Here is a 23,724-nt window from a genome sequence, read left to right on the forward strand (position 1 = left end):
GGTGCCTGCGACCGGCGCTGCGCCGACAGGCAAGCCGCGGACCGCAAGCACAACCAACGCAGGCAGGCGCCAGGGCTGGCGCCTGCCCCGTGAAGCCATGACCCAACACCAAGCGCTCACGCCATGACAAGCATCCGGGTACTGGGGTCGGCCGCCGGCGGCGGCTTTCCGCAGTGGAACTGCAACTGCCACAACTGCGACGGCGTGCGCCGCGGCACGGTGCGCGCCACGCCGCGCACACAATCCTCGATCGCGCTGACGGGCGACGGGCCTGATGCCATCCTGGTCAATGCCTCGCCCGATATCCTGCAGCAGCTGCGCCAGGCACCCGCGCTGCAGCCGGCGCGCGCGCCGCGCGACACCGCGATCGCGGCGGTGGTGCTGATGGATGCGCAGATCGACCACGTCACCGGCCTGCTGATGCTGCGCGAACACCGCCAGGCGCTGCCGCTCTATGCCACCGCCGCCGTGCTCGACGACCTGGGCGCTGCCTTCCCGCTGACGCGCATCCTGTCGCACTACTGCGGGCTGCAGACGCATGCCCTGCCCTGCGACGGCACCGCGTTTTCAGTCCCGCCGCTGGACGGCGTGACACTGACGGCGATACCGCTGGAGAGCAAGGCCCCGCCCTACTCGCCCAACCGCCACGCGCCGCGCGCGGGCGACAACATCGGCCTGCGCATCGAAGACCGCCGCAGCGGCCGCAGCGCCTTCTATGCGCCCGGCCTGGGCCGCATCGACGACCACGTCTTTGCCGAGCTGCACAGCGCCGACATCGTGCTGGTCGACGGCACTTTCTGGCGCGACGACGAGATGCAGGCGCCGGGCTTTTCCGGCAAGAGCGCCGCCGACATGGGCCACCTGGCCCTGTCCGGACCCGGCGGCATGATCGAGGTCCTGGAGCGGCTGCCCGCCAGCCGCAAGATCCTTATCCATATCAACAATACCAACCCGGTGCTGGTGGAAGACTCGCCGGAGCGCGCGGAGCTGGCGCGGCACGGCATCGAGGTCGCGTACGACGGCATGGAAATCGCACTATGACATCTGCCATCCTCCCCATCGCCTGGACCGAGGCCGAGTTCGAGGCCCGCCTGCGCGCCATGGAAAGCGGCTACCACATCCACCATCCCTTCAACCAGCGCATGGCGGCGGGCCAGTGTTCGCCCGCGCAGATCCGCGCATGGGTGGCCAACCGCTTCTACTACCAGGACAACATCCCGCTGAAGGACGCCGCCATCCTGTCCAACTGCCCCGAGCGCGACACCCGCCGCGAGTGGGTGGTGCGCATCCTTGACCACGACGGCACCGACACCCAGCCCGGCGGCATCGAGGCCTGGCTGCGCCTGGGCCAGGCGGTGGGCCTGGAGCGCGAAGCGCTGCTGAGCCACCGGCACGTGCTGCCCGGGGTGCGCTTTGCCGTCGATGCCTACGTCAACTTTGCGCGCCGGGCGCCGTGGCAGGAAGCCGTGTGCTCGTCGCTGACGGAGATGTTCGCGCCTGCAATCCACCAGGAGCGCCTGGCCGGCTGGCCCACGCATTACCCGTGGATCGAGGCCGCCGGGCTGGACTACTTCCGCTCTCGCATTCCGCTCGCGCAGCGCGACGTGGACCATGGCCTGCGCGTGACGCTGGGCCACTTCCGTAGCGCGGCGCAACAGCAGCGTGCCCTCGACATCCTGCAGTTCAAGCTCGACGTGCTCTGGTCGATGCTCGACGCCATCCAGCAAGCCAACCCATGACAGCCAGCACGCAAGACCTCGCCAGACCGACCCTGCACCGGACCTTTCGCCTGCAATGGGAAGCCTCCCAGCAAAGCTGGGTGCTGCTGTACCCGGAAGGCATGGTCACCCTCAACGACAGCGCCGCCGCGATCCTGCAGCGCTGCGACGGCAGCCACACGCTGGACATGCTGATCGACGACCTGCAGGCCGCGTTTGGCGTGCAGGGCATCGCCCCGGAGGTACATGCCTTTGTCAAACATGCGATCGAACGCGGCTGGCTGGTCTGAGGCCGCGCCCGGCCCGCCGCTGTGGCTGCTGGCCGAGCTGACCTACCGCTGCCCGCTGCATTGCGCCTTCTGCTCCAACCCGGTGGACTATGCCCGGCATACGGCCGAGCTGAGCACCGCGCAATGGTGCGACGTGTTCAGCCAGGCGCGGGCGCTGGGCGCGGTGCAGCTCGGGCTGTCCGGCGGCGAGCCGCTGCTGCGCAAGGACCTTGAAGTACTGGTCAGGCATGCGCATGGCCTGGGCTTCTACACCAACCTCATCACCTCGGGCGTGGGCCTGACCGATGCCCGCCTTGCCGCCCTGCGCGATGCCGGCCTGGACCATATCCAGCTGTCGTTCCAGGACTCCACCCGCGAGCTCAACGACTTCCTGTCCAGCACGCGCACCTTCGACCTGAAGCAGCGCGTGGCGCGCATGATCAAGGCGCACGGCTACCCGATGGTGATGAACTGCGTGCTGCACCGGCATAACCTGCCGCATGTCGGCACCATCATCGAGATGGCCCTGCAGATGGGCGCCGAATACCTGGAACTGGCCAACACGCAGTACTACGGCTGGGCCTGGGAGAACCGGCTGGCGCTCCTGCCCACCCATGAGCAGCTGCGCGAGGCCGAGGCCGTGGTCCGGCAGTACCGCGCGCGTATCGGCAGGCAATGCCAGATCCTGTTCGTAGTGCCTGACTACTTCGAGGCGCGGCCCAAGAAGTGCATGAACGGCTGGGGCACCACCTTCCTTGGCGTGGCGCCGGACGGCACCGCGCTGCCCTGCCACGCGGCGCGCATGCTGCCGGGCCTGGCGCTGCCCAACGTCGCCACGCAGGGGCTGCGCGAGATCTGGACCGAAAGCGATGCCTTCCGCCGTTTCCGCGGCACGCAGTGGATGCAGGAACCCTGCCGTTCCTGCGACCAGCGCGAGCAGGACTACGGCGGCTGCCGCTGCCAGGCGTTCCTGGTCACCGGCGACGCCGCCGCCACGGACCCGGTGTGCGAGCGCTCCGGCGCGCACGACAAGGTCAGCGAGATCGTGCTGCAGGGCCGGCTGGCCGTGGCGCAGGCGCGCGAGCAAGCGATGGTATTTCGCAGCGATGGCAACTCGCTGCGGCTGAGCAGCGGCCAGCGCTAAGAAAGGGAAAACCCCGGCATGGCAGGCGCCAGCCGGGGTTCCTTGCCGGCATGCCGGCATCGTCCAGACAGTCGCCGGCCTCAGCTGGCACTCAACACCCACTCCGCCAGCTTCTTCGCATCGTCCTCAGCAAGGCTGCCATGCGGCGGCATCGGAATCCGCCCCCACGCGCCCTTGCCGCCTTCGCGGATCTTCTTCGCCAGCCGCTCCGCCGCCTCGCTGTCGCCCTTGTACTTGGCGGCCACCTCGGCAAACCCCGGCCCCACCAGCTTTGACTGCATGCCATGGCAGGAAAAGCAGCCGCTCTTGTCGGCCAGGGCCTGCATGTCGGCGGCCGTGCCGGCCAGTGCCGCGCCCGGCAGCAGCGCCGAAGCCACCGCCAGCGCCATCCATTCCTTCTTCATACCTGAGTCCCGTTTCATCCTGTTGCACCCGCGCCCGGCGCGCGCATCGCACCCATGATGCGATGCGCGCGTGCGCCGGGCAGTGTCATCTCCCGCCAGCTCAGCTCTTGTGCAGCTTGAACACCCACACCGAGCCGCCCTGCTCCAGGAAATTCACGCGCTTGGCCACCTCGCCGCCCCACAGCGGCACCGCGCCGCCCCAGCCGGACACCACGGCCACGTACTGCTCGCCGTTCTCTTCCCAGGTGACCGGGGGCGCCACCACGCCGCTGCCAGTCTGGAACTGCCACAGCTCCTTGCCGGTCCTGGCGTCGGCCGCCTTCAGGTAGCCTTCCGGCGTGCCCCAGAACACCAGCCCGCCGGCAGTGGTCATCACCCCGCCCCACAGCGGCGCGCTGTTCTTGACCTCCCACATGATCTTGCCGCTCTTGGGGTTGATGGCCCGCAGCGTGCCGATGTAGTCCTCGTTCAGCGGCTGGATGGTGAAGCCCGCGCCCAGGAAGGCAGCGCCCTTCTTGTAGCTGATGGGCTCGTTCCAGATATCCATGCCCCACTCGTTGGCGGGCACGTAGAACAGGCCGGTCTGCGGGCTGTAGGCCATCGGCTGCTGGTTCTTGCCGCCAAGGAAGCCCGGCGCGGCAAACACGGACTTGCCCTTCTTCTCGTCGCTGCCGGCGGCGGGGTCGCCGGGGCGGCCTTCGGCGATGTAGTTGGGGCGGCCGCTCTTCAGGTCGATGCCGGTGGCCCAGGTGATCTTCTTGACGAAGGGGAAGGCGTTGACCAGCTTGCCGCTGGCCGCGTCGTTGACGTAGAAGAAGCCGTTGCGGTCGGCCTTGCCGCCCATGCGCTTGCCGTCCAGGTCGAAGGTCACGAACTCATTGACGCCATCGAAATCCCAGCCGTCGTTCGGGGTGTTCTGGTAGTGCCAGGCGATCTTGCCGGTGGCGGGATCCAGCGCCACCGTCGAGGCCGAGTAGAGGTTGTCGCCCTTGCGGATATGGCTGTTCCACGGGCCCGGATTGCCGGTACCGAAATACACCAGCCCGGTGGCCGGATCATAGGTGCCGCCCAGCCAGGTGGCGGCGCCGCCGGTCTTCCAGGTCTCGCCCGGCCAGCTTGCGTTGGCGGTGCCGGTCACGCCGTTCTCGGTCTTGTTGCCGTCCTTGTCGTACTTGTAGCCCATATGGCCTTCCACCACCGGCCGCGACCACACCAGCTGCCCGGTCTTGGCATCGCGTGCGTCGACCCGGCCCACCACGCCGAACTCGCCGCCCGAGATGCCGGTCAGCACCATGCCCTTGACGATCATGGGCGCCGCCGTGTACGAATAGCCGGCGGCGTAGTCCTCCAGCTTCTCCTTCCACACCACCTTGCCGGTCTTCTGGTCCAGCGCCACCAGTTGCGCATCGAGCGTGCCGAAGATCACCAGGTTGTCGTAGAGTGCCGCACCGCGGTTCACCACGTCGCAGCACGGCATGATGCCTTCGGGCAGCCGGTGCTCATACTTCCAGAGCTTGCGCCCGGTCTTCACGTCCAGCGCATAGATGCGCGAATACGAGGCCGTCACGAACATCTTGCCGTCATGGATCAGCGGCTGCGATTCCTGCCCGCGCTGCTTCTCGCCGCCAAACGAGAACGACCACGCCGGCACCAGCTGCCCGACGTTCTTCGTATTGATGCGCGACAGCGTGGAATAGCGCTGGCCTTGCGGGCCCATGCCCCACGACAACACATCGCCGGGGCTCTTTGCGTCGTTCTCGATCATGGCATCGGTCACTGCCGCCTGCGCGGCCAGACTGGCCGCGGCAGCCGCAACCGCCATCACTACTCGTAACGTCCTCATTGCCATCTCCTCTCTTGTTTTGGGTTTCCCTGGTGCGCCACTGCGCCACACACCAGACATGCCTTTGGCAAGTCCCATGCCAGTCGCATCCCCGCACCAGCACGCCGGTTGCGGCCCGGTTGCGTGATGCCAGCCGTGCCAGCGCGCAACACTGCGTTGCAGCTGCTCCAGAATTGAACAGCCCGCCACGGCTGGCCGGCGTCAGTGGCCAAGCGCGCTTTCCTCGCGCGCCGGGTAGAGATGTCCGACGTTGCGCAGGTACTCCGCGGGCATCGCGGCCCAGTGCGCATAGGGCTGCGGCACCGGCATCGCCATGACCTCGGCCAGGTCCCGCCCCTGCGCCGCGGCCTCGCGCAGGCGCGTATCCAGCCATTGCAGGTAGCCGCGCGTCTGCGCGATGGCCTCTGCGCCGCCGCCGGCCGCAGGCACTGGCCCGTGGCTGGGGACCAGCACGCGCGCCCCGCTGTCGGCCAGCAGCGCCTGCAGCCGGTCCAGGCTGGCCAGCCAGCGGCCGATATCCGCGTGCGGCGTGGTCGGAATGCGTTGCCGGAACACCAGCCCGCCGGCAAAGACCACGCCCGCGCTGTGGTCCAGCACCACCAGGTCGTCGCCGGTATGGCCGTCCAGGCGCACCAGCTCCAGCGTATGGCGCCCGATCGTGCGCCGGCCCGGCGCCAGCGCGTGGGCAGCCGGCGCGGGCTCGGTGCCGCGCATCCAGTCGCCGCACAGGCGGTAGAGGTTGTCGGCATAAGCGGCACCCTCGCGCCGCGCCCCGTCGATGGTGCCGGCCAGGGCGCTGCCGCCCACATCGGCATAGGCCTGGTTGCCGAAGAAATAGTCGGGATGCAGGTTCAGGTTCAGCACCAGCCGCACCGGGGCGGCCGTGACCGATGCAATCGCCTTGCGCTGCTGCTCGCCATACAACCGCGACGGGCCGGTGTTGATCACCACCACGCCGTCGCCGGTGTCGATAAACGCGGTATTGATGATGTTGCAGCCGTTGCCGGGCGCGAAGTCGGCATTGGCGCCTTCCAGCAGCCACACGCCCGCGGCGATCTCGCGCGGGGCCAGGCGGTAGTCGGGAGGCTGCAGCACGGCCTGCTGGGCGAATGCCGGCGGCACGGGCTGGCCCGCCAGGCATAGCAGCAACCACAGTAGTACGCGTCGCTTCATGGCCACACCCGCGCGGCGATGCGGTTGCCGTTGTTGTCGTGGCCGGCCACCGTCATGCCCGGCTGCACGGCATCGCGCAGGTCGAAGGAGAAGATCGGGTTCTCGGCAACCGGCTCATGCAGCGTCAGGCGCAGCAGCGGCTGCCGGGCCGCGTCGGCCAGCACCAGGGTCTCGATATGGAACGCCGGGATGCCCGCCGCCAGGCCGGTATCCATCGGATGCATCACGCGCAGCCGCACGCGCGCCGCGGCCCCGCCGAAGCCCGGGAACACGCGCGCGTCCACGCGGTTGAGCGTGCGGCTCCAGCTGCCGTCGCGGCGCGTGGCGCCAGGCACCGTGCAGCCCCCGCCGCCGGCATCGACCAGCACGCTGCCGACATGCCAGGTGCCATCGCGCGTGCGCGCCGCCACCCGCACCGGCGAAGCCCGTTCCAGCTTGAAGCGGAACGACAGCGACGGGCGCACCCGCAGCGGTTCGAACGCCAGCACCTCGCGGATCGGGTTGCGGTCCACCGCCACCACGATGCGATCCACTTCGCCCAGCGCCGAGGCATCGAAGGCGATCGGCACGCGCATGGGGTCTTCCGCAAACGCCGGCCCGGTCACCCTGACGCGGCTGTCGAACACCACCGGGCCAGCCTGCAGCAGCTCCTTGTGGATCCAGGCCCATTGCGGCGACTGCAGCGGATCGCCGTGCGCGATGACGGCGCCGTCTGCCGCGGCAGCCGCTACCGCCGGACTGGCCATGCCCAGAGCGGCCGCCATCAGCAGGACCATGCCCCGCGTCCGCCGCCTCATGCCTGCTGCCCCCGGCGCGCCATGCCGCGCTGCGGGTCGTAGCCCTGCAGCGCCAGCGCGAAGAACACCGCCGCGCTGCCCGCCACCACCGCCAGGCTCAGCGGCGCCACCTGCCCGTACAGCGCAAAGCGGATCGCCTCGACCGCGTGGGTGAAGGGATTGAAGCGGGCCAGCTGGTACACCACCTCCGCGCCCGACTCCTGCAGCTTCCACAGCGGGTACAGCGCCGAGCTGATGAAGAACATCGGGAAGATCACGAAGTTCATGGTGCCGGCAAAGTTCTCGAGCTGGCGCACATGGACCGACAGCAGCAGGCCCAGCGCGCCCAGCATCAGCGCGGCCAGCGCCATGGCGCCCGTCGCCGCCAGCAGGTGCAGGGGCTCGAAGCGGATGCCGAAGGCCATCGCCACCAGCAGGAACGCGGCCATCTGCAGCAGCGACAGCACCGTGCCCGCCGCCAGCTTGCAAGCCAGCAGCCAGCCCCGCGGCAGCGGCGCGGTCAGCAGCAGCCGCATCACGCCCATCTCGCGGTCGTACACCATGGCCAGCGACGACTGCATGCCGTTGAACAGCGCGATCATGCCCAGCAGTCCGGGCGCCACGTAGACCTTGTATTCGATGTAGGTGTCGTAGGGCGGCGCAATGGCGACGCCCAGCGCGTTCTGGAAGCCCGCGGCAAACACCAGCAGCCACAGCAGCGGGCGCACCAGCGACGACAGCAGGCGCCCGGGCTGGCGCAGGTACTTGCGCAGCTCGCGCCCGCAAACCGCGCGCAGCGCGCGCCAGCGATGGATCAGGATGGAGGCCATGGGTGCGCTACGCGGATGGGGCTTGGCACGCCGTGTCGGCTTCATCGGCGCCCAGGGTGTCGAGGTTGTTCTTCGGATGCAGCACGCCGTCCACCGGGGCCATGCCGGCCACGCCGTCAGGGTGGGCCAGCAACACCGGCTGGCGCAGCTGGCGGTCCCAGCGGCGGAACGACAGTGGCGGCCCCTTGAAGCCGTCCACCACCACCTGCCCGGCGGCAAGCGCTTGCGCCTGTCCGGCAAACCCGGCCCCGGGCAGGCGCGCCACGCTCTCGGCGATGGCCTTGACCGCCACCCAGGCAGCCCAGTCGTAGCCGGTCATCGGACGGCCCGCCGCGCGCATGAAGCGCCGGTTGAGCTGCGGCCCGCCATTGCGCTCCCAGGCCCAGTGCCACGCCTGCGCGCCCAGCCCGCTGGCGCCCACCACCGGGCGCGGCAGCAGCGTGGCGTAGGGCACGCCGCGCGCGAACTCGCCGTCGGCATCGGCCACCACCACCACGTCATAGTCCACGCCGCCGGTCAGCAGGCCGAGGTTGGCCTGGTCGCGCTCACGCGGGTCGTTGGACAGCCTGAAGGCGCGCTGCGCCGACCAGGCAATGCCAAAGCGCCGCGCCGACGTCACCAGCGCGTCGCGCTGCGCCGCATCGGCCGCGGACGGGCCGCTCAGCAGCAGGGCACGGCGCCATTTGCGCAATACCAGGTACTGCATCAGCGCATCCGCGCGCATGCGCAGGCTGGGCAGCGTGTGCAGCAGCACCGGCGCGCAGCCGGCGCCGCGCAACGCGTCGTCATCGGCCGACACGTTGAACAACAAGGCCTCGCCCGGCTTGACCGCACCCGTGGCTGCCCTGACCGATGCCGACGGCAGGTCCAGCAGGATATAGCGCGTGCCCTGCCGCGCCAGCGCAGCGACCAGCGGGGCCACCTCGGCTTCAGTGCGGGCTTCCTGTGCTTCCAGCCTGAGCGACTGGCCCGCGGCCTCGAGCGCCACGCGCGCTTCGGCGGCCGCCACCTGGGCGCCGTCGAGCGCACGGCCCTGCGGCTGGCCGGGATAGCGCTGCGCCAGGCGCCGGGGCGCATAGCGCGCGTCGTCGGCCTGCGACACGACCGCCACGCGCACCTCGGCAGCGTGCACCGCGGCAGGCAGCCACGCCAGCGCCATGGCGCCCAGCCCGGCACGCCACCACTGCCACCACGCACGCGAGCGCTCAGTCATCGATCGCCACCGAATGCGGCACCCGGCCCGCCTTGAGCGTGGCCACCGCCTTGCGGCTGGCGGTGTCCACCACGCTGACATCGTCGGACAGGCCGTTGGCGACATAAAGCCGTGCGTTGTCGCGGCTCAGCGCCAGCCCCCAGGCGCGGCGGCCGACCAGCACATAGTCCTGCACCCGGCGCGACGCCACCTCGACCACCGCGACATGGTTGGCGCGGCCCAGCCCGATATAGGCGCGCGTGCCGTCGCCGCTGGCCGCCATGCCCACCGGGGTCACGTCCTCGGCGCGAAAGCCCCGCGGCGCGAAGGCGATGGTCTGGGCCACCTCGAAGGTATCGGTACGGATCACGCTGACGCTGGCGGAGAGCTCGTTGGACACCCACAGCTCCTTGCCGTCGCGAACCAGCAGCAGCCGCCGCGGCCGGTTGCCGACCTGGATATTGCGGATCACCTTGCGCGCGGCGACGTCGATGACATGGACCAGGTTGGCCACCTCCGAGGTCACGTACACATGCCTGCCGTCGGCGCTGACCTTGACGCCCTCCGGCTCCTCGCCCACCCTGACCGCGAACACGCGCTTGCCCGACGCCGTGTCGTAGGCCGACAGCAGCCCGTCTTCTTCATTCGAGACATAGAGCGTGCGGCCGTCCTGGCTGAGATCGAACAACTCCGGATCGTCCCCCACCGGCAGCGATGCCACGGTCTTGCGGCTGGCCACATCGACCACATCCACCCGGTTGTCGTCGCTGCAGGCCACGTACAGGCGCGTGCGGTCGGGCGACAGCTGCAGGTGGCGCGGCCGCTTGCACTGCCGCCATACCGCGACCAGCTGCCGGCTGCGGGCATCGAAGACGGCGAGGGCATCGTCCTTCTCGCTCGAGACAAAGACCTGGTTGCTAGCCTGGCCGACGGGTCGCGCGGCCCCGCCCTGCGCGCCTTCGGCCAGGCCGGCGGCAACCAGCAGCGTCGTGACCAGCAGCAAGGCGCCGGCAAACCAGCGGGGAGATGGCATCTTGTTCATGCGGGTACGCGCCTCACGGCCGGGTCAGTGACAGGGGCCTGCGGCGTCATGGCCAGGAAAGCGCCCTCCAGGGTGTCGCACGCCGCGGCGCCGCGCAGTGCGGCCGGGGTGCCGTCGAAACGCACCATGCCGCGGTCCAGCACGATCACGCGGTCGGCGTGCTCCACCTCCTGCACCAGGTGGGTGGCCCACAGCACGCCGGCCTGCGCCCGCGCCGTCAGGCGCCGGGCATCGGCCACCAGTTGCGCGCGCGCGGCCGGGTCCAGCCCCACCGTGGGCTCGTCCAGCAGCAGCATGGCCGGTTCATGCAGCAGCGCGCGCGCCAGTTCCACCTTGCGCCGGTTGCCGCCCGAAAGCTCGCGCACCGGTGCGCGCGCACGCGCCGCCAGCCCGAAGTCATCGAGCAGCCGGGCGATGCGCTGCGCCGCCACGCCGCGCGGCAGCCCGTGCAGGTCCGCGTGAAAGCGCAGGTTGGCCAGCACCGGCAGGTCCAGGTCGATGGCCGGCTGCTGGAACACGATGCCCAGCCGCGCCAGCGCGCGCACCGGATCGCGCCGCATGTCGCTGCCCATGACCGTGACCTGCCCGGCATCCGCCACGAACAGGCCGCTGAGGATCTGGAACAGCGTGGTCTTGCCCGCCCCGTTGGGCCCGAGCAGTGCCACGAACTCGCCGCGCCGCACGCTGAGCGAGACCCCGTCCAGGGCCGCGCGGCTGCCGAAGGCCTTGCGCACGGCGTCGCAGCACAGCGCCAACGGCGCTTGCATGGCCATCACAGCTGCCCCCTGGGCCGCGCAGTGCCCACGCGCTCGGCAAAGGTCCGCTCGGTCTCCCACGCATGGCGCAGGAAGGCATCGTATTGCGCGGTATCCAGGTAGGTCAGCTCCTGGTCGTACCTGGCCAGTTCCGCAAGGTGGCGCGGCTGCTGCATCGCGGCGCGGAATGCGTCATGCAGGCGGCGGACGATGGCCGGATCGGTGCCGCGCGGCACGCCGATGCCGTAGGGCGAGTGATGGACCGCATCGGCAAAGCCCAGCTCGCTTACCGTCGGCACCTCGGGCCAGCGCGGTGAGCGCTGCGCGCTGAACACGGCCAGCAGGCGCAGCTTGCCGGTCTCGACGAAGGGCGCGAAGCCGGTGGAATTGACCCCCGCCATCAGCGAACCGTTGGCCACCGCCAGCATCTGGTCAGCGGTGCCGTGATACGGCACGTGGATATAGCGCACGCCGCTGCGCCCGAGCACGTCCTCCATCGCCAGATGGGCGGTGGTGCCGATGCCGGTGGAACCCACGGTCAGCTCGCCCGGATGCGCGCGGCCCCAGGCGACCAGGTCGCGCAGCGAGCGCAACGGGCTGTCTGCGGGCACCACGATGCCGAAGGTATAGCCCGAGATCATCAGCACCGGCTGGATGTCGCGCAGCGGCTGCCAGGCGGTCTTCTGCTGATGCGGGAAGCGATACACCGTCAGCGGCAGCTGGCCGATGGTGTAGCCGTCCGGGCGCGCCGCGGCAAGCAAGCCGCCCACCAGCGTGCCGCCGGCGCCCGGCCGGTTCTCCACCACGACCGGCTGCCCCAGCTCGCGCCCGGCCAGCTCCGCCAGGATGCGCATGGAGATATCGGTGGCACCGCCCGCTGGCCATGGCACCACCAGCGTGATCGGCCGCGACGGATACCCGTGCGCGCCCTCGGCCAGCGCGTCGCCCGCATGGACCAGGCCGAGGCACGGCAACAGCAGGCAGGCAAGGCAGCGACCAAGGCGGCGGAACATGGCTAAGCACCACAGAGTGTTGATGCAGGTGAACAGAGCAAGGCCGATACCATGTGCAGCGCAGCATCGGGCCGCGCTCCATGCCAGCCGTTGCCTGGCCGCGCCGGACGCTCTGCCGGACGCTGCGGCCAGGCCGTGCCTTGTGCGGTGCGCCGCGAACGACTGTCCCATGGTTGAGCACCGGTCCGCTGCCTGTGTCCGCAGCTGTCCTGTTTTGTGACAGGCGTCGGCGCAAGGAGGGTTCGGCCAGCGCGTTCCCGGGCCGCTCACCGCGCAAGTGCCGGACTCCCGATGCACGGTACGAAACCTGCTCAGCTCCGGACAGGCGCTACCCAATGCAGGTATCGCGCCGCTTATCCGGAGGAGACGGAACCATGCCAGCCAACCCGCGCCCCGCACCGCCAGGGCACGCGCCGCGCGACACCGTGGCTTGCCGCCGCAGGAGCAGCCGCGGCGCCGCCACCGCGATTGCCATGGCGGTCGCCCTGATGGCCCAGCGGCCCGCTGTTGCGCAGCAGGACACCGCTGTCCCAAACCAGGACAGCGCCATGCTGCCGGAAGTCCTGGTGGTGGCCGCCGCGCCGCTGCCAGGCATCGGCGTCGACAGCGACCTGGTGCCCTACACCGTGCAGACCGTGCGCGGCGACGACCTGGACCGGTCGCGCGCCGGCAACCTGGCCGAGTACCTGTCCCGCAACCTGGCCGGCGTCAACGTCAACGACATCCAGGGCAGCCCGTTCCAGACCGACATCACCTACCGCGGCTTCCGCGCCTCGTCCATTGCGGGCGTGCCGCAGGGCCTGTCGGTCTACCTGGACGGCATCCGCGTCAACGAGCCCTTCGGCGACGTGGTCAGCTGGGACATGATCCCGGAAGCCGCGCTGGCGAGCGTGTCGCTGGTGTCCAGCGCCAACCCGGCCTACGGCCTCAATACCCTGGGCGGGGCGCTGGCCATGACCACTCGCTCCGGGCTGGACGCACCCGGCTTCACGGCCGACCTGTCCTACGGCAGCGGCGCCCGCAAGCGCGCCGACCTGTCCGGCGGCGTGCGCAGCGACAGCGGCTGGCACGCATTCGCGGCCGGCACCCTGTTCCAGGAGCATGGCTGGCGCGACCAGTCGGGCGGCCGGCTTGGCAACGTCTTCGCCAAGGCTGGCTATGCGGGCGACACTGACAGCTTGGACGTGTCAGTGCTGCATGGCCGCAGCACGCTGACCGGCAACGGGCTGGTGCCCAGCTTCCACGCCAGCGGCAACGGCACGCTGCCAGACCTCTACCAGGGCAATCGCCACGCCGTGTACACCTACCCCGACCAGACCCGCAACCAGGTGACCCAGGTCGCCGTCAACGGTCGCCACTGGTTCGACGACAAGACCAGCGCCGCCGCGCTGGCCTACGTGCGCACCAGCCGCCGCGACACCACCAACGGCGATGTCAACCCCGCCTACGAGGCCTATGCCGAAGACTGCGAGGACGGCTTTGCGCCCGACGGCAGCCCGCTCGGCGCCGACTGCGGCATGACCCGGGCCGAAGGCGCCGCGCTGCATCCCGCCGTGATCAACACCACCCATATGTGGCAGCAGACCGTCGGCATGGCGCTGAGCATGGCCAGGGAGACCGACCGCCACCTGCTCAACGCCGGCCTGACCCTGGATCGCAGCCGCCTGACCTATTCGCAGTACGCGCAGCCCGGCACCTTCACCGACGACCGCGGCGCCGTGGCCGACCCGGACGCGCCCAACGCCCTGTTCTCCGGCGTCGGCGGCAGCTCGCGCATGCTCGGCCTGTACCTGTCCGACACCTGGTCGCTGACCCCCAGCACCTTCCTGACCACCTCGGCCAGGTGGAACCACGTCGCGGTAAGCAACACCCTGCGCAACAGCGACGGCAGCGAACAGCCGCGCGAGAGCTTTACCTACCGCCGCCTCAACCCGGCGCTGGGGCTCTCGCAGAAGCTGGGCGGCGGCGTCACCGTGTTCGGAGGCTACGCCCAGAACAACCGTGTGCCGACCGTCCTCGAACTCGGCTGCGCCGACCCGACGCGGCCCTGCCGCCTGCCGGCCGGCCTGCAGGCCGACCCCTACCTGAAGCAGGTGGTCTCACACTCCTATGAAGCAGGCGTGCGCTGGCACCGCGGCAAGGACACCGAAGTCACCGCGTCGCTCTACCGCGTCGACAATCACGACGACATCCTCTTTCTGCGCGCGCCGAACACCCAGCTCGGCTACTTCGCCAACTTCGACCGCACCCGCAACCAGGGCCTGGACCTCAGCGGCCGCCAGCGCGTGGGCGATGTCACGCTGCGGCTTGCCTACAGCTATCTGCACGCCACCTACCAGGCCGCCGGCCAGCTTGCCGCCGGCGAACGCACCATCGACATCCGGCCCGGCATGCGCATGGCGGGCCTGCCCCGCCATACGCTCAAGCTGGGCCTCGACTGGCAGGCACTGGCCGGCCTGACGCTTGGCGCCGACCTGGTGGCGGTGTCAGGCACCGTCTCCAGCGGCAACGAAGACGGCCTGCGCAGCGACCCGCAGCCGGGCGCGCCGCCGAAGACCGCCGACTGGCATGTGCCCGGCTACGCCACCCTGAACCTGCGCGCGGCGTACAAGGTGAACCAGCGGTTTGAGATCTATGCGCGCGTGGCCAATGTCTTTGACCGGCGCTACGAGACCTACGGACAGATCGCGAACGATGTGTTCCCCGGCGGCAGCCTGGTGCGCCCGCATGTGGCACCGGGGGATGCCGCCAGCGCGCTGTTCGTGGCACCGGGCGCGCCGCGCAGCTTCTGGCTGGGGGTGGTATTCCGGATGTAGCAAGCCAGGCACGCCAGATCCACACCCACGCCCTGCGCCACGGTGTCGCCCTCACTCGTTTGAGTGTATTCAACCCCTCCCCTACGGAAGAGGGGATCAGCGCCAGGGAACTGCGGCCGACATGGCGGGGAGAAGGGGGCGCGGACCGGCAGCCGTGGCGCGCCGGAATCCATGCAAAGCAAACAAGGCATGCGCCCCCTGCCCATCGAGAATGAGGAGGAATGCCGTGCGCGACAACCAGCCCGTCACCCAGCGCGAGTTTGATTTCCCGGACAACGCCACGCTGATGTCGACCACCGACACGCAGAGCTACATCACCTACGCCAACGCCGCGTTTGTCGAGGTCAGCGGATTCACGCGGGAAGAAATCCAGGGGCAGCCGCACAACCTGGTGCGCCATCCCGACATGCCCGCTGAAGCCTTTGCCGACATGTGGGCCACCCTCAAGGGCGGAGAGCCATGGACCGCGCTGGTCAAGAACCGCCGCAAGAACGGCGACCATTACTGGGTCCGCGCCAATGCCACGCCCGTGGTGCACAACGGCCGGCCCGCCGGCTACATGTCGGTGCGCACCAAGGCAACACGCGAGGAGATAGCGGCCGCGGAAAGGCTGTATCGCGATTTCCGCGAGGGCCAGGCCGGCAGCCGGAAATTCCACAAGGGACTGATCGTGCGCACGGGCCTGATGGCCTTTACCTCGCTGTTCCAGACCATGCCGGTACGCTGGCGCGTGCGGCTGGCGCTGGCCGCCCTGCTCCCCGTCAGTATCATCGGCGCCTGGGGCATGGGCCTTTCTGGCATGGCACTGCCAGGTTTTGCAGGGGTCATGGCGCTTGCCACGTTGCTGGCATCCTGGTGGCTGCAACGGCAGATCACCACCCCGCTGGAACAGGTCCTGCAGCAGGCGCTGCGCGTGGCGTCCGGCGAAAGCCAGAAGGCCGTGCACATGAACCGGGTCGACGAGATCGGCATGACGCTGCGCACGATCAGCCAGCTCGGCCTGATGTTCCGCTGGCTGATCGACGACGTCAGCGGCCAGGTCGTCAATGTCCAGACCGCCAGCAATGAAATCGCGCGCGGCAATATCGACCTGAGCGCGCGCACCGAACAGGCGGCGTCCAGCGTGCAGGAAACATCCGCGTCGATGGCGCAGATGACGTCCACGGTGCAGAGCAACGCGGAAACCGCGGCGCAAGCCAACAAGCTGTCCGGCTCCGCCAGCGTCGCCGCGGAGCGCGGCGGGCAGGCGGTGTCGGAGGTCGTCAACACCATGAACGAGATCACCGAGAGCTCCAGGCGCATCGCCGATATCATCGGCGTGATCGATGGCATTGCCTTCCAGACCAATATCCTGGCGCTCAATGCGGCGGTGGAAGCCGCCCGCGCCGGCGAACAGGGCCGCGGCTTTGCCGTGGTGGCGGGCGAGGTGCGCAGCCTGGCGCAGCGCAGCGCCAACGCCGCCAAGGAAATCAAGGGACTGATCGATGTCAGCGTCCACAACGTCGCGTCCGGCGCCAAGCTGGTCGACGAAGCCGGCAAGACCATGGACGACATCGTCTCGCAGGTCAAGCGCGTATCCGACCTGATCGCCGAGATCAGCGCCGCCACCACCGAGCAAAGCAGCGGCATATCCCAGGTAGGGGGCGCGGTCAGCGACCTTGACAACATCACCCAGCAGAACGCCGCGCTGGTCGAGCAGAGCGCGGCCGCGGCGGAAAGCCTGAAGCAGCAGGCAACACGGCTGGTGGAGGCGGTCAGCGTGTTCCGCTAAGCGCGGCGAAGCGGGCCGGCATGCAGTGAACCTGCCGGCCCGCTACCGGGGCGCGCTACTATTCGCCTGACGCGGCGCCTTTGCGTCGAGCGTCAGCCCTGCCCCCGACCTGTCATGACCCGCATTGTCCGCATCGCCCTCCACACCCTGGCATCCGCAAGCCTCATGTTCCTGAGCACCGCGCATGCCACCGACATCGACTGCGATCCGTCCGCCACCGCCGCCAGCGCTACGCAGGCGCAGCGCCTGATCTGCGAATCCGCGCTGTTTTCCATGGGCTACCAGCGCATCTATGCCGACCAGCAGCGCCTGCTCAAGGCGCGGGCAATCACCGACGCCGACATTGCAGCATTCCGCAAGAAGCGGGACCGCTGCGATTCGGCATCGTGCCTGGACACGGTCTTCCGGGAATGGAATGCATTCGCCAGCCGGGCGCGGGTCCCCTGACCGGAGAGCCAAAGCGGGCAGTCCCGCCCGCGCGGACTCAGAAAGCGCCGGCTGGCACAGCGTCGTTGCCGGCAGCGCCGGCCTTGCCTTTCCGGACGCCGGATGCCAGGGCACGGATGGCGGCTTCGCGGGAGTTTCCGATGCGCTTGTGCGCGGTCTCCAGCACCGCATCGATGTCCCGCCTGGTCACGGCGCGCTGCAGGGCACGCCAGGTCTTGAAGGAATTCTCCAGCGACCCGGGACGGGATGCGAGCCCCAGTCGCACATAGCGCAGGACCCGCAGCGAGATGGAATTCAGCAGCTCCCCGACCAGCCGGTTGCTCGACAGGTCTGCCATGGCCATGTTCGCCAGGAAGGTCACGCTGATATAGGCGTCCACCGATTCCTCGACGGCCTTGCCGAGCCGCGGCATGAATTGCTCGAATAACGCATCAAGCGCGTCCGCGCGCTCTTCCATCAGCTGCCTGAGCAGAATCGCAAACAGTGCGTCCCGCACCACGTAGATATCCCGCAGGTCCTGGGCATTGGGCTCGGTGACAATGGCGCCGCGCCGCGCGCGGAACTCGACCAGCCGCTCCCGCTCCAGGATGCGCAAGGCCTCGCGCACAGGAGCGCGGCTGACCTCCAGGACCTCGCTGATGTCTTTCTCAAGCAGCCGTTGGCCTGCGTGGATCACGTCGATCGTAATCAGTCCCGCCAGCCGCACCGCAATCTGGTCAGCGACGGATGCCGACCAGTCGCGTCCATGCATAAGCGCCTGCTCGACCGCCAGCGTGACCGGATTCTGCGGTGTTTGCGGCGCAAGCAGCGACTGCAGTTCTGGCGTGTTGGTAGTCTTGAGTCTGCCCATGAGGGGTAAGTCCTTCCGATTATTGGGGAACCGGTCGGGTGTTGCCCTCGATCGGCGCTGCACCGCTCGCAGCGCCCAAGATCTTACCTTACGTGGCGTATCGGGCGGATGGCCGAGGGTGGCATCGCGGTCGGTGCAGGCTAGGCAGTCGTCTTTCGGCGCACTGCGCCGCGCGTGGACCGGCTCTCCTTGGGGCTGCAACCAAATTGCGCGTGATACCAGCGCGAGAATCCGCTCGGCGCGGAAAAGCCGAGCAGGGTCGCCACCTCGGTCAACGGACGATCGCTCTCGATGACATGACGCGCGGCAAGCTCCGTGCGGATGTCGTTGACGATCGACGAGAAGCTTTGTCCCTCGTCCGCCAGCCTGCGCTGGACCGTGCGGCACACCACGCCCAGATGATCCGCCACTTGCTCGATGCTGCAACGTCCGCTGGGCAACAGCAGCAGGACAATGCGCCGCACGTCCTCAAGCATGGTCGCGTGCTGCGACATGACAGACGCGTCGATCAGCTGCTGCGCGTAGCGCGCCATGGCCGGATCGGCGGACGGGTTGCGTGCATCGAGATCGGCCTTCGCGCAGATGATGCAGTTGAAGTCATAGTCGAACTCGACGCAAGGGCCAAAAAACCGTTGGTGCGTACCAAGGTCGCGCGGCGCCGGGTGCTCGAAGCATACGCGCCGCGGCTCCCAGTCGGGCTTGAGAAGCTGGCGTATCAGCCGCACCATTACCCCCAGCGCCAGTTCAACCCTTTGGCGCGTGGGCTGATGCGCGCTGCCAGCGATGACCGCCTCGCGAATAATGACCAGTTCGCCGCACTCCTCTACCGCCAGCGACAGCGCACCGTTGAGCAACGCCTGATAGCGCATCAGCATGCGAAGCGAGTCGCGCAGCGTCGCCTGGTCGCGGATCAGCAATCCTACGGCCCCAAGATTGGACAACAGGCGCGACTCGGCCATGCACAGTCCGAAACTCTCGTTGCCTGACATGGTTGCCGACGCCTGCAGCAGTCGCCCGACACGCTCAACCGGAATCATGAGGTCCGGCTCGCGCAGCACGCCCGGACTCAACCCCGCATCAAGGAGCATCCGCACCGGGTCCAGTCCGGCGGCGCGGGCGACCTCGCTGTAGTTGGTGAGGGCCGCAGCGCGGACAAGTGACGACATTGGCGAGCAGAGTAGAACATTGACATGAAATGATAAATCCCGGTCATGTAGTGTCAAGCGGGAGAAACCCGCTGGATCCAGACTCGCAGGAATCGATCGGCCTGTTCAAAAAATCGGAGACAACGTTCATGATCCAACGCCTCAAAGCGGCACCCGCCGTGGTCCGCGCAACCTCTCTGGGCAATTCGATCCAGGTCGAGCCAGTCACCTGCACGATCGGTGCTGAGCTCAGCAACGTCAACCTCGGCGCGGCTGCCGAAGACGACCAGCTGATGGCGGAAATCCGCGCCCTGCTCCTCAGACATCGCGTGCTGTTCTTCCGCGACCAGGACATCACGCGCGCGCAGCACGTGGCTTTTGCGCGCCGCTTCGGCGAGCTGGAGGACCATCCGGTGGTAGGCAGCCATCCCGATTACCCGGGGCTGGTCCAGATCTACAAAACCCCGGACAGTCCTCCCGACCGCAACGAAAATTCCTGGCATACCGATGCCACCTGGCGCGAGAAGCCACCGCTAGGCTGCGTGCTGCGCTGTATCGAGTGCCCGCCCGTGGGCGGAGACACGATGTGGGTCAACATGGTCGAGGCGTACAACCAGTTGCCCGAGGATATCAAGACGAAGATCGCCACATTGCGCGCGCGCCACGGCATCGAGGCGAGCTTCGGTGCCGCCATGCCGATCGAAAAGCGTCTTGCGCTGAAGGCCCAGTACCCGGACGCCGAGCACCCGGTGGTGCGCACCCATCCCGAAACCGGAGAGAAACTGCTGTTCGTCAATGGAAGCTTTACCACGCACTTCACCAACTACAACGTGCCGGCCAACGTGCGCTTCGGCATCGACAAGGCCCCGGGTGCCGCAAATCTGCTTAGCTACCTGGTCAGCCAGGCCACCATCCCCGAGTACCAGGTGCGTTTTCGCTGGAAGAAAAACAGTGTTGCGTTCTGGGACAACCGTTCGACCCAGCACTACGCAGTGATGGATTACCCCCCGTGCCACCGGAAGATGGAGCGCACCGCCATTATCGGTGACGCGCCTTACTGAAAGATCGACATGACCGGTCGGGCATGCCGCAACGGTAGTCACCCAGCCCAGTTGCGCGGCCGGGTGACTGCCGTATTATTCCGGCTGGTAGTTGATGGACTTCAGCAGCGCGGCCTGTTGCTGGTATGCCTGCTTCAGGTCCGCCATCATCTCTTCCGAGGTGGCGGCATTCCCCTGCTCCATGCCCATATCCCTGACGCGGTTCTGCACTGCGGGCTGCTTGAAATACGCCAGCGTCGCCTCGCGGATTTTTTGCTGGACCGCCGGAGCGACATCCGGGCGCGACCACACGGCGAACCAGCCTGCTTGCGCCAGCTGCGGGTAACCGAGCTCCTTGAACGTCGGCACATCCGCCAATCCGGCAATCCGGCTCGGATAGGCCACGGCAATCGCTCTGATCTTCCCCGCCTTGATCAGCGGCATTGAGGTAGTCACCCCATCGAACATCAGCGGCACATGGCCGCCCATCAGGTCGTTCAATGCCGGAGGAGAGCCCTTGTAGCCAACATGCCGCATTTGCACCTGGGTGAGTTGGCCGAGCAGTATGCCCGAGGTGTGGCCCCTCAATCCCGCAGCGTAGGAAGCGAAAACCAGGCCGTCCTTCTGCGATTTGCCGTAGTCCACCAACTGCTTCAGGTTAGAGACCGGCACATCCTTGTTGGCAACCAGCACCAACCCCGTGCGGCTGACCTGGGCCAGGGGCTTCAGGTCGGCAAAGGGCTTGTAATGGACCTTGTAGGCCAACGGCGCTTCGCTGACGACGCCGCCCTGGATGACCAGAAGGGTATGACCGTCCTTGCCGGTGACCTGCAAATCGGTGATCGCCAGCGCGCCGGCGGCACCAGGCTTGTTTTCCACGATAACCGGCTTGCTCCATGCCTTCTGCAGGCCTTCCGCCAGCAGCCGCGCCAAGGCGTCGGCGCTGCCGCCGGCAGGCCCCGCCACCACCAGGCGGATCGGCTTGCTTGGCCAATCCTCCTGGGCCTGGGCCACGGGCACTCCACCGACGACACCAACTCCGATCGCCAAGGCGTATCCGCGCCACCATAGGTTATTGGTTCGCTTCCTCATGTCTGTACCTCTTGATTGCCGTCTTTTCTCCATTCTCGGATCGCCCTGCGTCAACCGGCTTGACCGATCACGCCAAGTTGTTGTCGATTCGCGCAAACAGAGGGAAAACCCTGCTCGCGGTATCGGCCACACGGCAATTGAGGTCTCGAGGGTCCACGGCAGCAAGGCGAAAGAACGGGCCGCATACCGTCGCGGGTCCCGCCTTCGCCATCACATGTTGGGTCCGGGATGCCCGGCCGTCAGTTCCCCCAAGGGCTCTTTACATGCATTCGGCCTTGCGCAGGAAGCCCTGGTGGCCACCGTTACGATTGGGTGCGAAGCCATTCTTCTGAAGCGTCTCTTCCACCGTGTCGTAGAAGACCCCAAGCTGCAAGATCTCGCGGGTCTGCTGCGCCGTCGCGATGGGGCGGCCAAATTCGCCGGCGATACGCACCAGTTGCTTGATCTGCTCGACGGTGCTCATCTTTCCCGTGCGGGTCTGGTTCCAGAGCACGTCCTCGATGCCACACCGCACATGCAGGCCCAAGGCCATGCCAATCATGTTGATGGGAAGCACATTCAGCACCGAACTCTCCACCGTTACCACGGCTCCGTCCGGCACAGCGCGCAGGATGTTTGCCAGGTTGTAGATGTTCGCCTGATCCATGCCGCCGCTGATCGCCACCCAGTTCATCACCAGCGGGCCCTTGTAGACGCCGCGGCGAATCATCCGCTCAATCGTTTCAAAGCTGTTGATGTTGTAGCACTGAAACTCACTCTGGATCCCGGCGGCTGTCAGGCGCCGAACGTGCTCCTCGAACCAGCTGGGATTCGAGGGCACGACCATGTCCTTGTAGGTATCGTAGAGGTGCGCGAACCCTCGCGACAGTCCCTTGAAATCATCCACACCGGCATGCTCCGTCACATTCATCTGCGAGGTGTTGACGGTCACCGTCACCTGGTCGGGCTTAGGATCGAGTTCGGCCAGCATATGCCGCGTGTCATCGCTAAGCCATTTGGCGCCTTGGCCCTCTTCAGGCGCGAAGCTGATAGAGCCGCCCACCTGGATGACCATTTCCGGACAGGCCTTGCGCACGCCGGCGATCAGCTCATTGAACTTGGACAGGCGCTTGCTGCCCTTGCCGTCCTCTTCGCGCACGTGCAGATGCAGCACTCTCGCACCGGCTTCGTAGCAATCCACCGCCTTCTGGATCTGGTCCGCCATGGTGACAGGGATATCTTCCGGGAAGTCTGACGGGATCCAGCCCGGCGCATAGGGAGCGGCGGTGATGATCAGAGGCTGCTGGTTCTCGGGATACAGGTGGCCGTCAAGGAAGTTCATGTTGATGGATCTCCGGGTTGAGATGTGAATCTTGAGAAGGTCGAACTGGATGAGACGGCTGCTTCGTGCCGTCAAATCACGAAAATGGACGAGCCGGTGGTCTTCCGCGACTCCAGGTCCCGGTGTGCCTGCACGGCATCCTCCAGGGCATAGCGCTGATTGATCCCGATGCGGATGCGGCCAGCCGCCACGTGGCCGAACAGCTCGCCGACCAGTTCCGCCTTTTCGGCAGGATCGGCGATATAGTCGGCCAGGCCCGGGCGCGTCAGGAAGGCCGAGCCTTTGCGGGCCAGGATTGCCGGATCGAACCCGGTGACCGGGCCGGAGGCGAAACCCACGCACACCAGCAGGCCGCGGCGCTTGAGGGAGTCCAGCGAGGACATGAAGGTGTCCTTGCCCACGCTATCGAAGACCACGTTCACGCCCACGCCGTCGGTCAGTTCCCGCACGCGCCTGGCCACGTCCTCATGGCTGTAGTTGATGGTGTGGTCACAGCCGTGGGCGCGCGCCACTTCGGCCTTGGCATCGGTCGAAACCGTGCCGATCACCGTCAGCCCCAACAATTTGGCCCACTGCGAAACAATCAGGCCAACACCACCTGCCGCGGCATGCAGCAGGATGGAGTCGCCCGCCTTGAAGGGGTAGATCCGGCGCATCAGGTAGGCCGCCGACAAGCCGCGCATGGTCATGGCCGCCGCGACTTCGCAACTGATTGCCTGCGGCAGCCCGATCAGCGGATCGGCACAGATCAGCCGCTCCGTGCTGTAGGCGCCCAGCGTGTTGGTGAAGCCCGTATAGGTCACACGGTCGCCGACCGCCAGATGGGTGACGCCGGCGCCGACGGCCTCGATCACGCCAGCGGCCTCGTTGCCGATGCCGCTGGGCAGCGGCACCTTGTACGTGCCGCTGCGGAAGTAGGTATCGGCAAAGTTCAGGCCTGCCGCCACGTGGCGAACGCGGACCTCCCCCGCTCCGGGCTCGCCAACGCTGCCGTCCTCAAGACGAAGGACGTCGGGTCCGCCGGTTTCATGGAACTTAACGATTTTCGCCATGCCGTCTCCTGTTCTCTATCGAATATGACCG

The 23,724-nt window shown here is 67.8% G+C and carries 22 protein-coding genes; 8 read left to right on the forward strand and 14 right to left on the reverse strand.

Translation table 11 applies throughout. The annotated features are described in order from the left end of the window. Positions 1-123: 123 nt before the first annotated feature. Genes pqqB through pqqE form a run of 4 tightly spaced genes read left to right on the forward strand, consistent with a single transcriptional unit; the run spans position 124 to position 3,131 of the window. Positions 124-1,041: a pyrroloquinoline quinone biosynthesis protein PqqB gene (gene pqqB, locus AC3WLE_RS02805; RefSeq protein WP_492318608.1), complete on the forward strand. Its 918-nt coding sequence runs from the start codon at positions 124-126 to the stop codon at positions 1,039-1,041. Beyond that, complete coding sequence (gene pqqC / locus AC3WLE_RS02810; protein WP_492318609.1) at positions 1,038-1,739, forward strand: pyrroloquinoline-quinone synthase PqqC; 702 nt, start codon at positions 1,038-1,040, stop codon at positions 1,737-1,739. Before pqqB ends, pqqC begins: the two co-directional genes overlap by 4 nt. Then, positions 1,736-2,008, forward strand: coding sequence for a pyrroloquinoline quinone biosynthesis peptide chaperone PqqD (gene pqqD / locus AC3WLE_RS02815; protein WP_010809775.1), 273 nt, complete (start codon positions 1,736-1,738; stop codon positions 2,006-2,008). The genes pqqC and pqqD overlap by 4 nt, the downstream gene beginning before the upstream one ends. After that, the gene (gene pqqE, locus AC3WLE_RS02820) at positions 1,980-3,131 is read left to right on the forward strand and encodes a pyrroloquinoline quinone biosynthesis protein PqqE (protein WP_492356197.1); all 1,152 of its coding nucleotides are present in this window, start codon (positions 1,980-1,982) and stop codon (positions 3,129-3,131) included. The genes pqqD and pqqE overlap by 29 nt, the downstream gene beginning before the upstream one ends. An 80-nt stretch (positions 3,132-3,211) precedes the next feature. Here the strand turns inward: pqqE and AC3WLE_RS02825 are convergent, their stop codons facing one another. From AC3WLE_RS02825 to AC3WLE_RS02865, 9 genes are all read right to left on the reverse strand, one after another. Next, positions 3,212-3,535, reverse strand: a complete 324-nt coding sequence (locus AC3WLE_RS02825) for a c-type cytochrome (RefSeq protein ID WP_492356192.1) — start codon at positions 3,533-3,535, stop codon at positions 3,212-3,214. A gap of 100 nt (positions 3,536-3,635) precedes the next feature. Further along, a complete protein-coding gene (locus tag AC3WLE_RS02830) occupies positions 3,636-5,378 on the reverse strand; it encodes a PQQ-dependent methanol/ethanol family dehydrogenase (protein WP_492318610.1) in 1,743 nt (580 codons plus the stop codon). Positions 5,379-5,579: 201 nt separating this feature from the next. Then, complete coding sequence (locus AC3WLE_RS02835) at positions 5,580-6,551, reverse strand: quinoprotein relay system zinc metallohydrolase 1 (protein WP_492318611.1); 972 nt, start codon at positions 6,549-6,551, stop codon at positions 5,580-5,582. Then, a complete protein-coding gene (locus AC3WLE_RS02840; RefSeq protein WP_492356191.1) occupies positions 6,548-7,327 on the reverse strand; it encodes a quinoprotein dehydrogenase-associated SoxYZ-like carrier in 780 nt (259 codons plus the stop codon). The genes AC3WLE_RS02835 and AC3WLE_RS02840 overlap by 4 nt, the downstream gene beginning before the upstream one ends. 17 nt (positions 7,328-7,344) lie before the next feature. After that, entirely contained in the window at positions 7,345-8,157 is an 813-nt protein-coding gene (locus AC3WLE_RS02845; protein WP_492356190.1) for an ABC transporter permease, read from the reverse strand. 7 nt (positions 8,158-8,164) lie between these two features. Then, positions 8,165-9,370: a type 1 periplasmic-binding domain-containing protein gene (locus tag AC3WLE_RS02850; RefSeq protein ID WP_492356189.1), complete on the reverse strand. Its 1,206-nt coding sequence runs from the start codon at positions 9,368-9,370 to the stop codon at positions 8,165-8,167. Continuing rightward, the gene (locus tag AC3WLE_RS02855; RefSeq protein ID WP_492356188.1) at positions 9,363-10,391 is read right to left on the reverse strand and encodes a PQQ-dependent catabolism-associated beta-propeller protein; all 1,029 of its coding nucleotides are present in this window, start codon (positions 10,389-10,391) and stop codon (positions 9,363-9,365) included. Before AC3WLE_RS02855 ends, AC3WLE_RS02850 begins: the two co-directional genes overlap by 8 nt. Then, a complete protein-coding gene (locus tag AC3WLE_RS02860) occupies positions 10,388-11,164 on the reverse strand; it encodes an ABC transporter ATP-binding protein (protein WP_492356187.1) in 777 nt (258 codons plus the stop codon). Before AC3WLE_RS02860 ends, AC3WLE_RS02855 begins: the two co-directional genes overlap by 4 nt. Continuing rightward, entirely contained in the window at positions 11,164-12,159 is a 996-nt protein-coding gene (locus AC3WLE_RS02865) for a tripartite tricarboxylate transporter substrate binding protein (protein ID WP_492356186.1), read from the reverse strand. Before AC3WLE_RS02865 ends, AC3WLE_RS02860 begins: the two co-directional genes overlap by 1 nt. Positions 12,160-12,533: 374 nt before the next feature. Here AC3WLE_RS02865 and AC3WLE_RS02870 point away from each other — a divergent pair, with 374 nt between their 5' ends. The 3 genes from AC3WLE_RS02870 (at position 12,534) to AC3WLE_RS02880 (ending at position 17,193) form a co-directional block, all read left to right on the forward strand. Beyond that, the gene (locus AC3WLE_RS02870; RefSeq protein ID WP_492356185.1) at positions 12,534-14,975 is read left to right on the forward strand and encodes a TonB-dependent receptor; all 2,442 of its coding nucleotides are present in this window, start codon (positions 12,534-12,536) and stop codon (positions 14,973-14,975) included. A gap of 226 nt (positions 14,976-15,201) precedes the next feature. Next, positions 15,202-16,746, forward strand: a complete 1,545-nt coding sequence (locus tag AC3WLE_RS02875; RefSeq protein WP_492356184.1) for a methyl-accepting chemotaxis protein — start codon at positions 15,202-15,204, stop codon at positions 16,744-16,746. A gap of 114 nt (positions 16,747-16,860) precedes the next feature. Then, on the forward strand, positions 16,861-17,193 hold the full coding sequence (locus AC3WLE_RS02880; protein WP_492356183.1) for a hypothetical protein: 333 nt from the start codon (positions 16,861-16,863) through the stop codon (positions 17,191-17,193). Positions 17,194-17,230: 37 nt separating this feature from the next. Here AC3WLE_RS02880 and AC3WLE_RS02885 read toward each other — a convergent pair whose 3' ends face one another. Both AC3WLE_RS02885 and AC3WLE_RS02890 read right to left on the reverse strand, forming a co-directional pair. After that, positions 17,231-18,043, reverse strand: coding sequence for a GntR family transcriptional regulator (locus tag AC3WLE_RS02885; protein WP_492356182.1), 813 nt, complete (start codon positions 18,041-18,043; stop codon positions 17,231-17,233). A 140-nt stretch (positions 18,044-18,183) separates the two neighbouring features. After that, positions 18,184-19,209, reverse strand: coding sequence for an AraC family transcriptional regulator (locus AC3WLE_RS02890; RefSeq protein ID WP_492318621.1), 1,026 nt, complete (start codon positions 19,207-19,209; stop codon positions 18,184-18,186). Positions 19,210-19,337: 128 nt separating this feature from the next. Here AC3WLE_RS02890 and AC3WLE_RS02895 point away from each other — a divergent pair, with 128 nt between their 5' ends. Beyond that, positions 19,338-20,249: a TauD/TfdA dioxygenase family protein gene (locus AC3WLE_RS02895; protein WP_492318622.1), complete on the forward strand. Its 912-nt coding sequence runs from the start codon at positions 19,338-19,340 to the stop codon at positions 20,247-20,249. Between the two features lie 75 nt (positions 20,250-20,324). Here AC3WLE_RS02895 and AC3WLE_RS02900 read toward each other — a convergent pair whose 3' ends face one another. From AC3WLE_RS02900 to AC3WLE_RS02910, 3 genes are all read right to left on the reverse strand, one after another. Further along, positions 20,325-21,320: a Bug family tripartite tricarboxylate transporter substrate binding protein gene (locus AC3WLE_RS02900; protein ID WP_492356181.1), complete on the reverse strand. Its 996-nt coding sequence runs from the start codon at positions 21,318-21,320 to the stop codon at positions 20,325-20,327. Between the two features lie 259 nt (positions 21,321-21,579). Beyond that, complete coding sequence (locus tag AC3WLE_RS02905) at positions 21,580-22,641, reverse strand: beta-keto acid cleavage family enzyme (RefSeq protein ID WP_010809758.1); 1,062 nt, start codon at positions 22,639-22,641, stop codon at positions 21,580-21,582. A 71-nt stretch (positions 22,642-22,712) separates the two neighbouring features. Further along, entirely contained in the window at positions 22,713-23,693 is a 981-nt protein-coding gene (locus AC3WLE_RS02910; protein ID WP_492356180.1) for a quinone oxidoreductase family protein, read from the reverse strand. Between the last annotated feature and the right edge of the window lie 31 nt (positions 23,694-23,724).

The sequence above is a fragment of the Cupriavidus sp. FW306-1B-F12B genome, from assembly GCF_058781795.1.

Excerpts from the sequence above, each read along its gene's own strand:
- pqqB (WP_492318608.1), top strand. The coding sequence starts at position 124 with ATGACAAGCATCCGGGTACTGGGGTCGGCCGCCGGCGGCGGCTTTCCG.
- pqqC (WP_492318609.1), top strand. The coding sequence starts at position 1,038 with ATGACATCTGCCATCCTCCCCATCGCCTGGACCGAGGCCGAGTTCGAG.
- pqqD (WP_010809775.1), top strand. The coding sequence starts at position 1,736 with ATGACAGCCAGCACGCAAGACCTCGCCAGACCGACCCTGCACCGGACC.
- pqqE (WP_492356197.1), top strand. The coding sequence starts at position 1,980 with ATGCGATCGAACGCGGCTGGCTGGTCTGAGGCCGCGCCCGGCCCGCCG.
- AC3WLE_RS02825 (WP_492356192.1), bottom strand. The coding sequence starts at position 3,535 with ATGAAGAAGGAATGGATGGCGCTGGCGGTGGCTTCGGCGCTGCTGCCG.
- AC3WLE_RS02830 (WP_492318610.1), bottom strand. The coding sequence starts at position 5,378 with ATGAGGACGTTACGAGTAGTGATGGCGGTTGCGGCTGCCGCGGCCAGT.
- AC3WLE_RS02835 (WP_492318611.1), bottom strand. The coding sequence starts at position 6,551 with ATGAAGCGACGCGTACTACTGTGGTTGCTGCTATGCCTGGCGGGCCAG.
- AC3WLE_RS02840 (WP_492356191.1), bottom strand. The coding sequence starts at position 7,327 with ATGGTCCTGCTGATGGCGGCCGCTCTGGGCATGGCCAGTCCGGCGGTA.
- AC3WLE_RS02845 (WP_492356190.1), bottom strand. The coding sequence starts at position 8,157 with ATGGCCTCCATCCTGATCCATCGCTGGCGCGCGCTGCGCGCGGTTTGC.
- AC3WLE_RS02850 (WP_492356189.1), bottom strand. The coding sequence starts at position 9,370 with ATGACTGAGCGCTCGCGTGCGTGGTGGCAGTGGTGGCGTGCCGGGCTG.
- AC3WLE_RS02855 (WP_492356188.1), bottom strand. The coding sequence starts at position 10,391 with ATGAACAAGATGCCATCTCCCCGCTGGTTTGCCGGCGCCTTGCTGCTG.
- AC3WLE_RS02860 (WP_492356187.1), bottom strand. The coding sequence starts at position 11,164 with ATGGCCATGCAAGCGCCGTTGGCGCTGTGCTGCGACGCCGTGCGCAAG.
- AC3WLE_RS02865 (WP_492356186.1), bottom strand. The coding sequence starts at position 12,159 with ATGTTCCGCCGCCTTGGTCGCTGCCTTGCCTGCCTGCTGTTGCCGTGC.
- AC3WLE_RS02870 (WP_492356185.1), top strand. The coding sequence starts at position 12,534 with ATGCCAGCCAACCCGCGCCCCGCACCGCCAGGGCACGCGCCGCGCGAC.
- AC3WLE_RS02880 (WP_492356183.1), top strand. The coding sequence starts at position 16,861 with ATGACCCGCATTGTCCGCATCGCCCTCCACACCCTGGCATCCGCAAGC.
- AC3WLE_RS02885 (WP_492356182.1), bottom strand. The coding sequence starts at position 18,043 with ATGGGCAGACTCAAGACTACCAACACGCCAGAACTGCAGTCGCTGCTT.
- AC3WLE_RS02890 (WP_492318621.1), bottom strand. The coding sequence starts at position 19,209 with ATGTCGTCACTTGTCCGCGCTGCGGCCCTCACCAACTACAGCGAGGTC.
- AC3WLE_RS02895 (WP_492318622.1), top strand. The coding sequence starts at position 19,338 with ATGATCCAACGCCTCAAAGCGGCACCCGCCGTGGTCCGCGCAACCTCT.
- AC3WLE_RS02900 (WP_492356181.1), bottom strand. The coding sequence starts at position 21,320 with ATGAGGAAGCGAACCAATAACCTATGGTGGCGCGGATACGCCTTGGCG.
- AC3WLE_RS02905 (WP_010809758.1), bottom strand. The coding sequence starts at position 22,641 with ATGAACTTCCTTGACGGCCACCTGTATCCCGAGAACCAGCAGCCTCTG.
- AC3WLE_RS02910 (WP_492356180.1), bottom strand. The coding sequence starts at position 23,693 with ATGGCGAAAATCGTTAAGTTCCATGAAACCGGCGGACCCGACGTCCTT.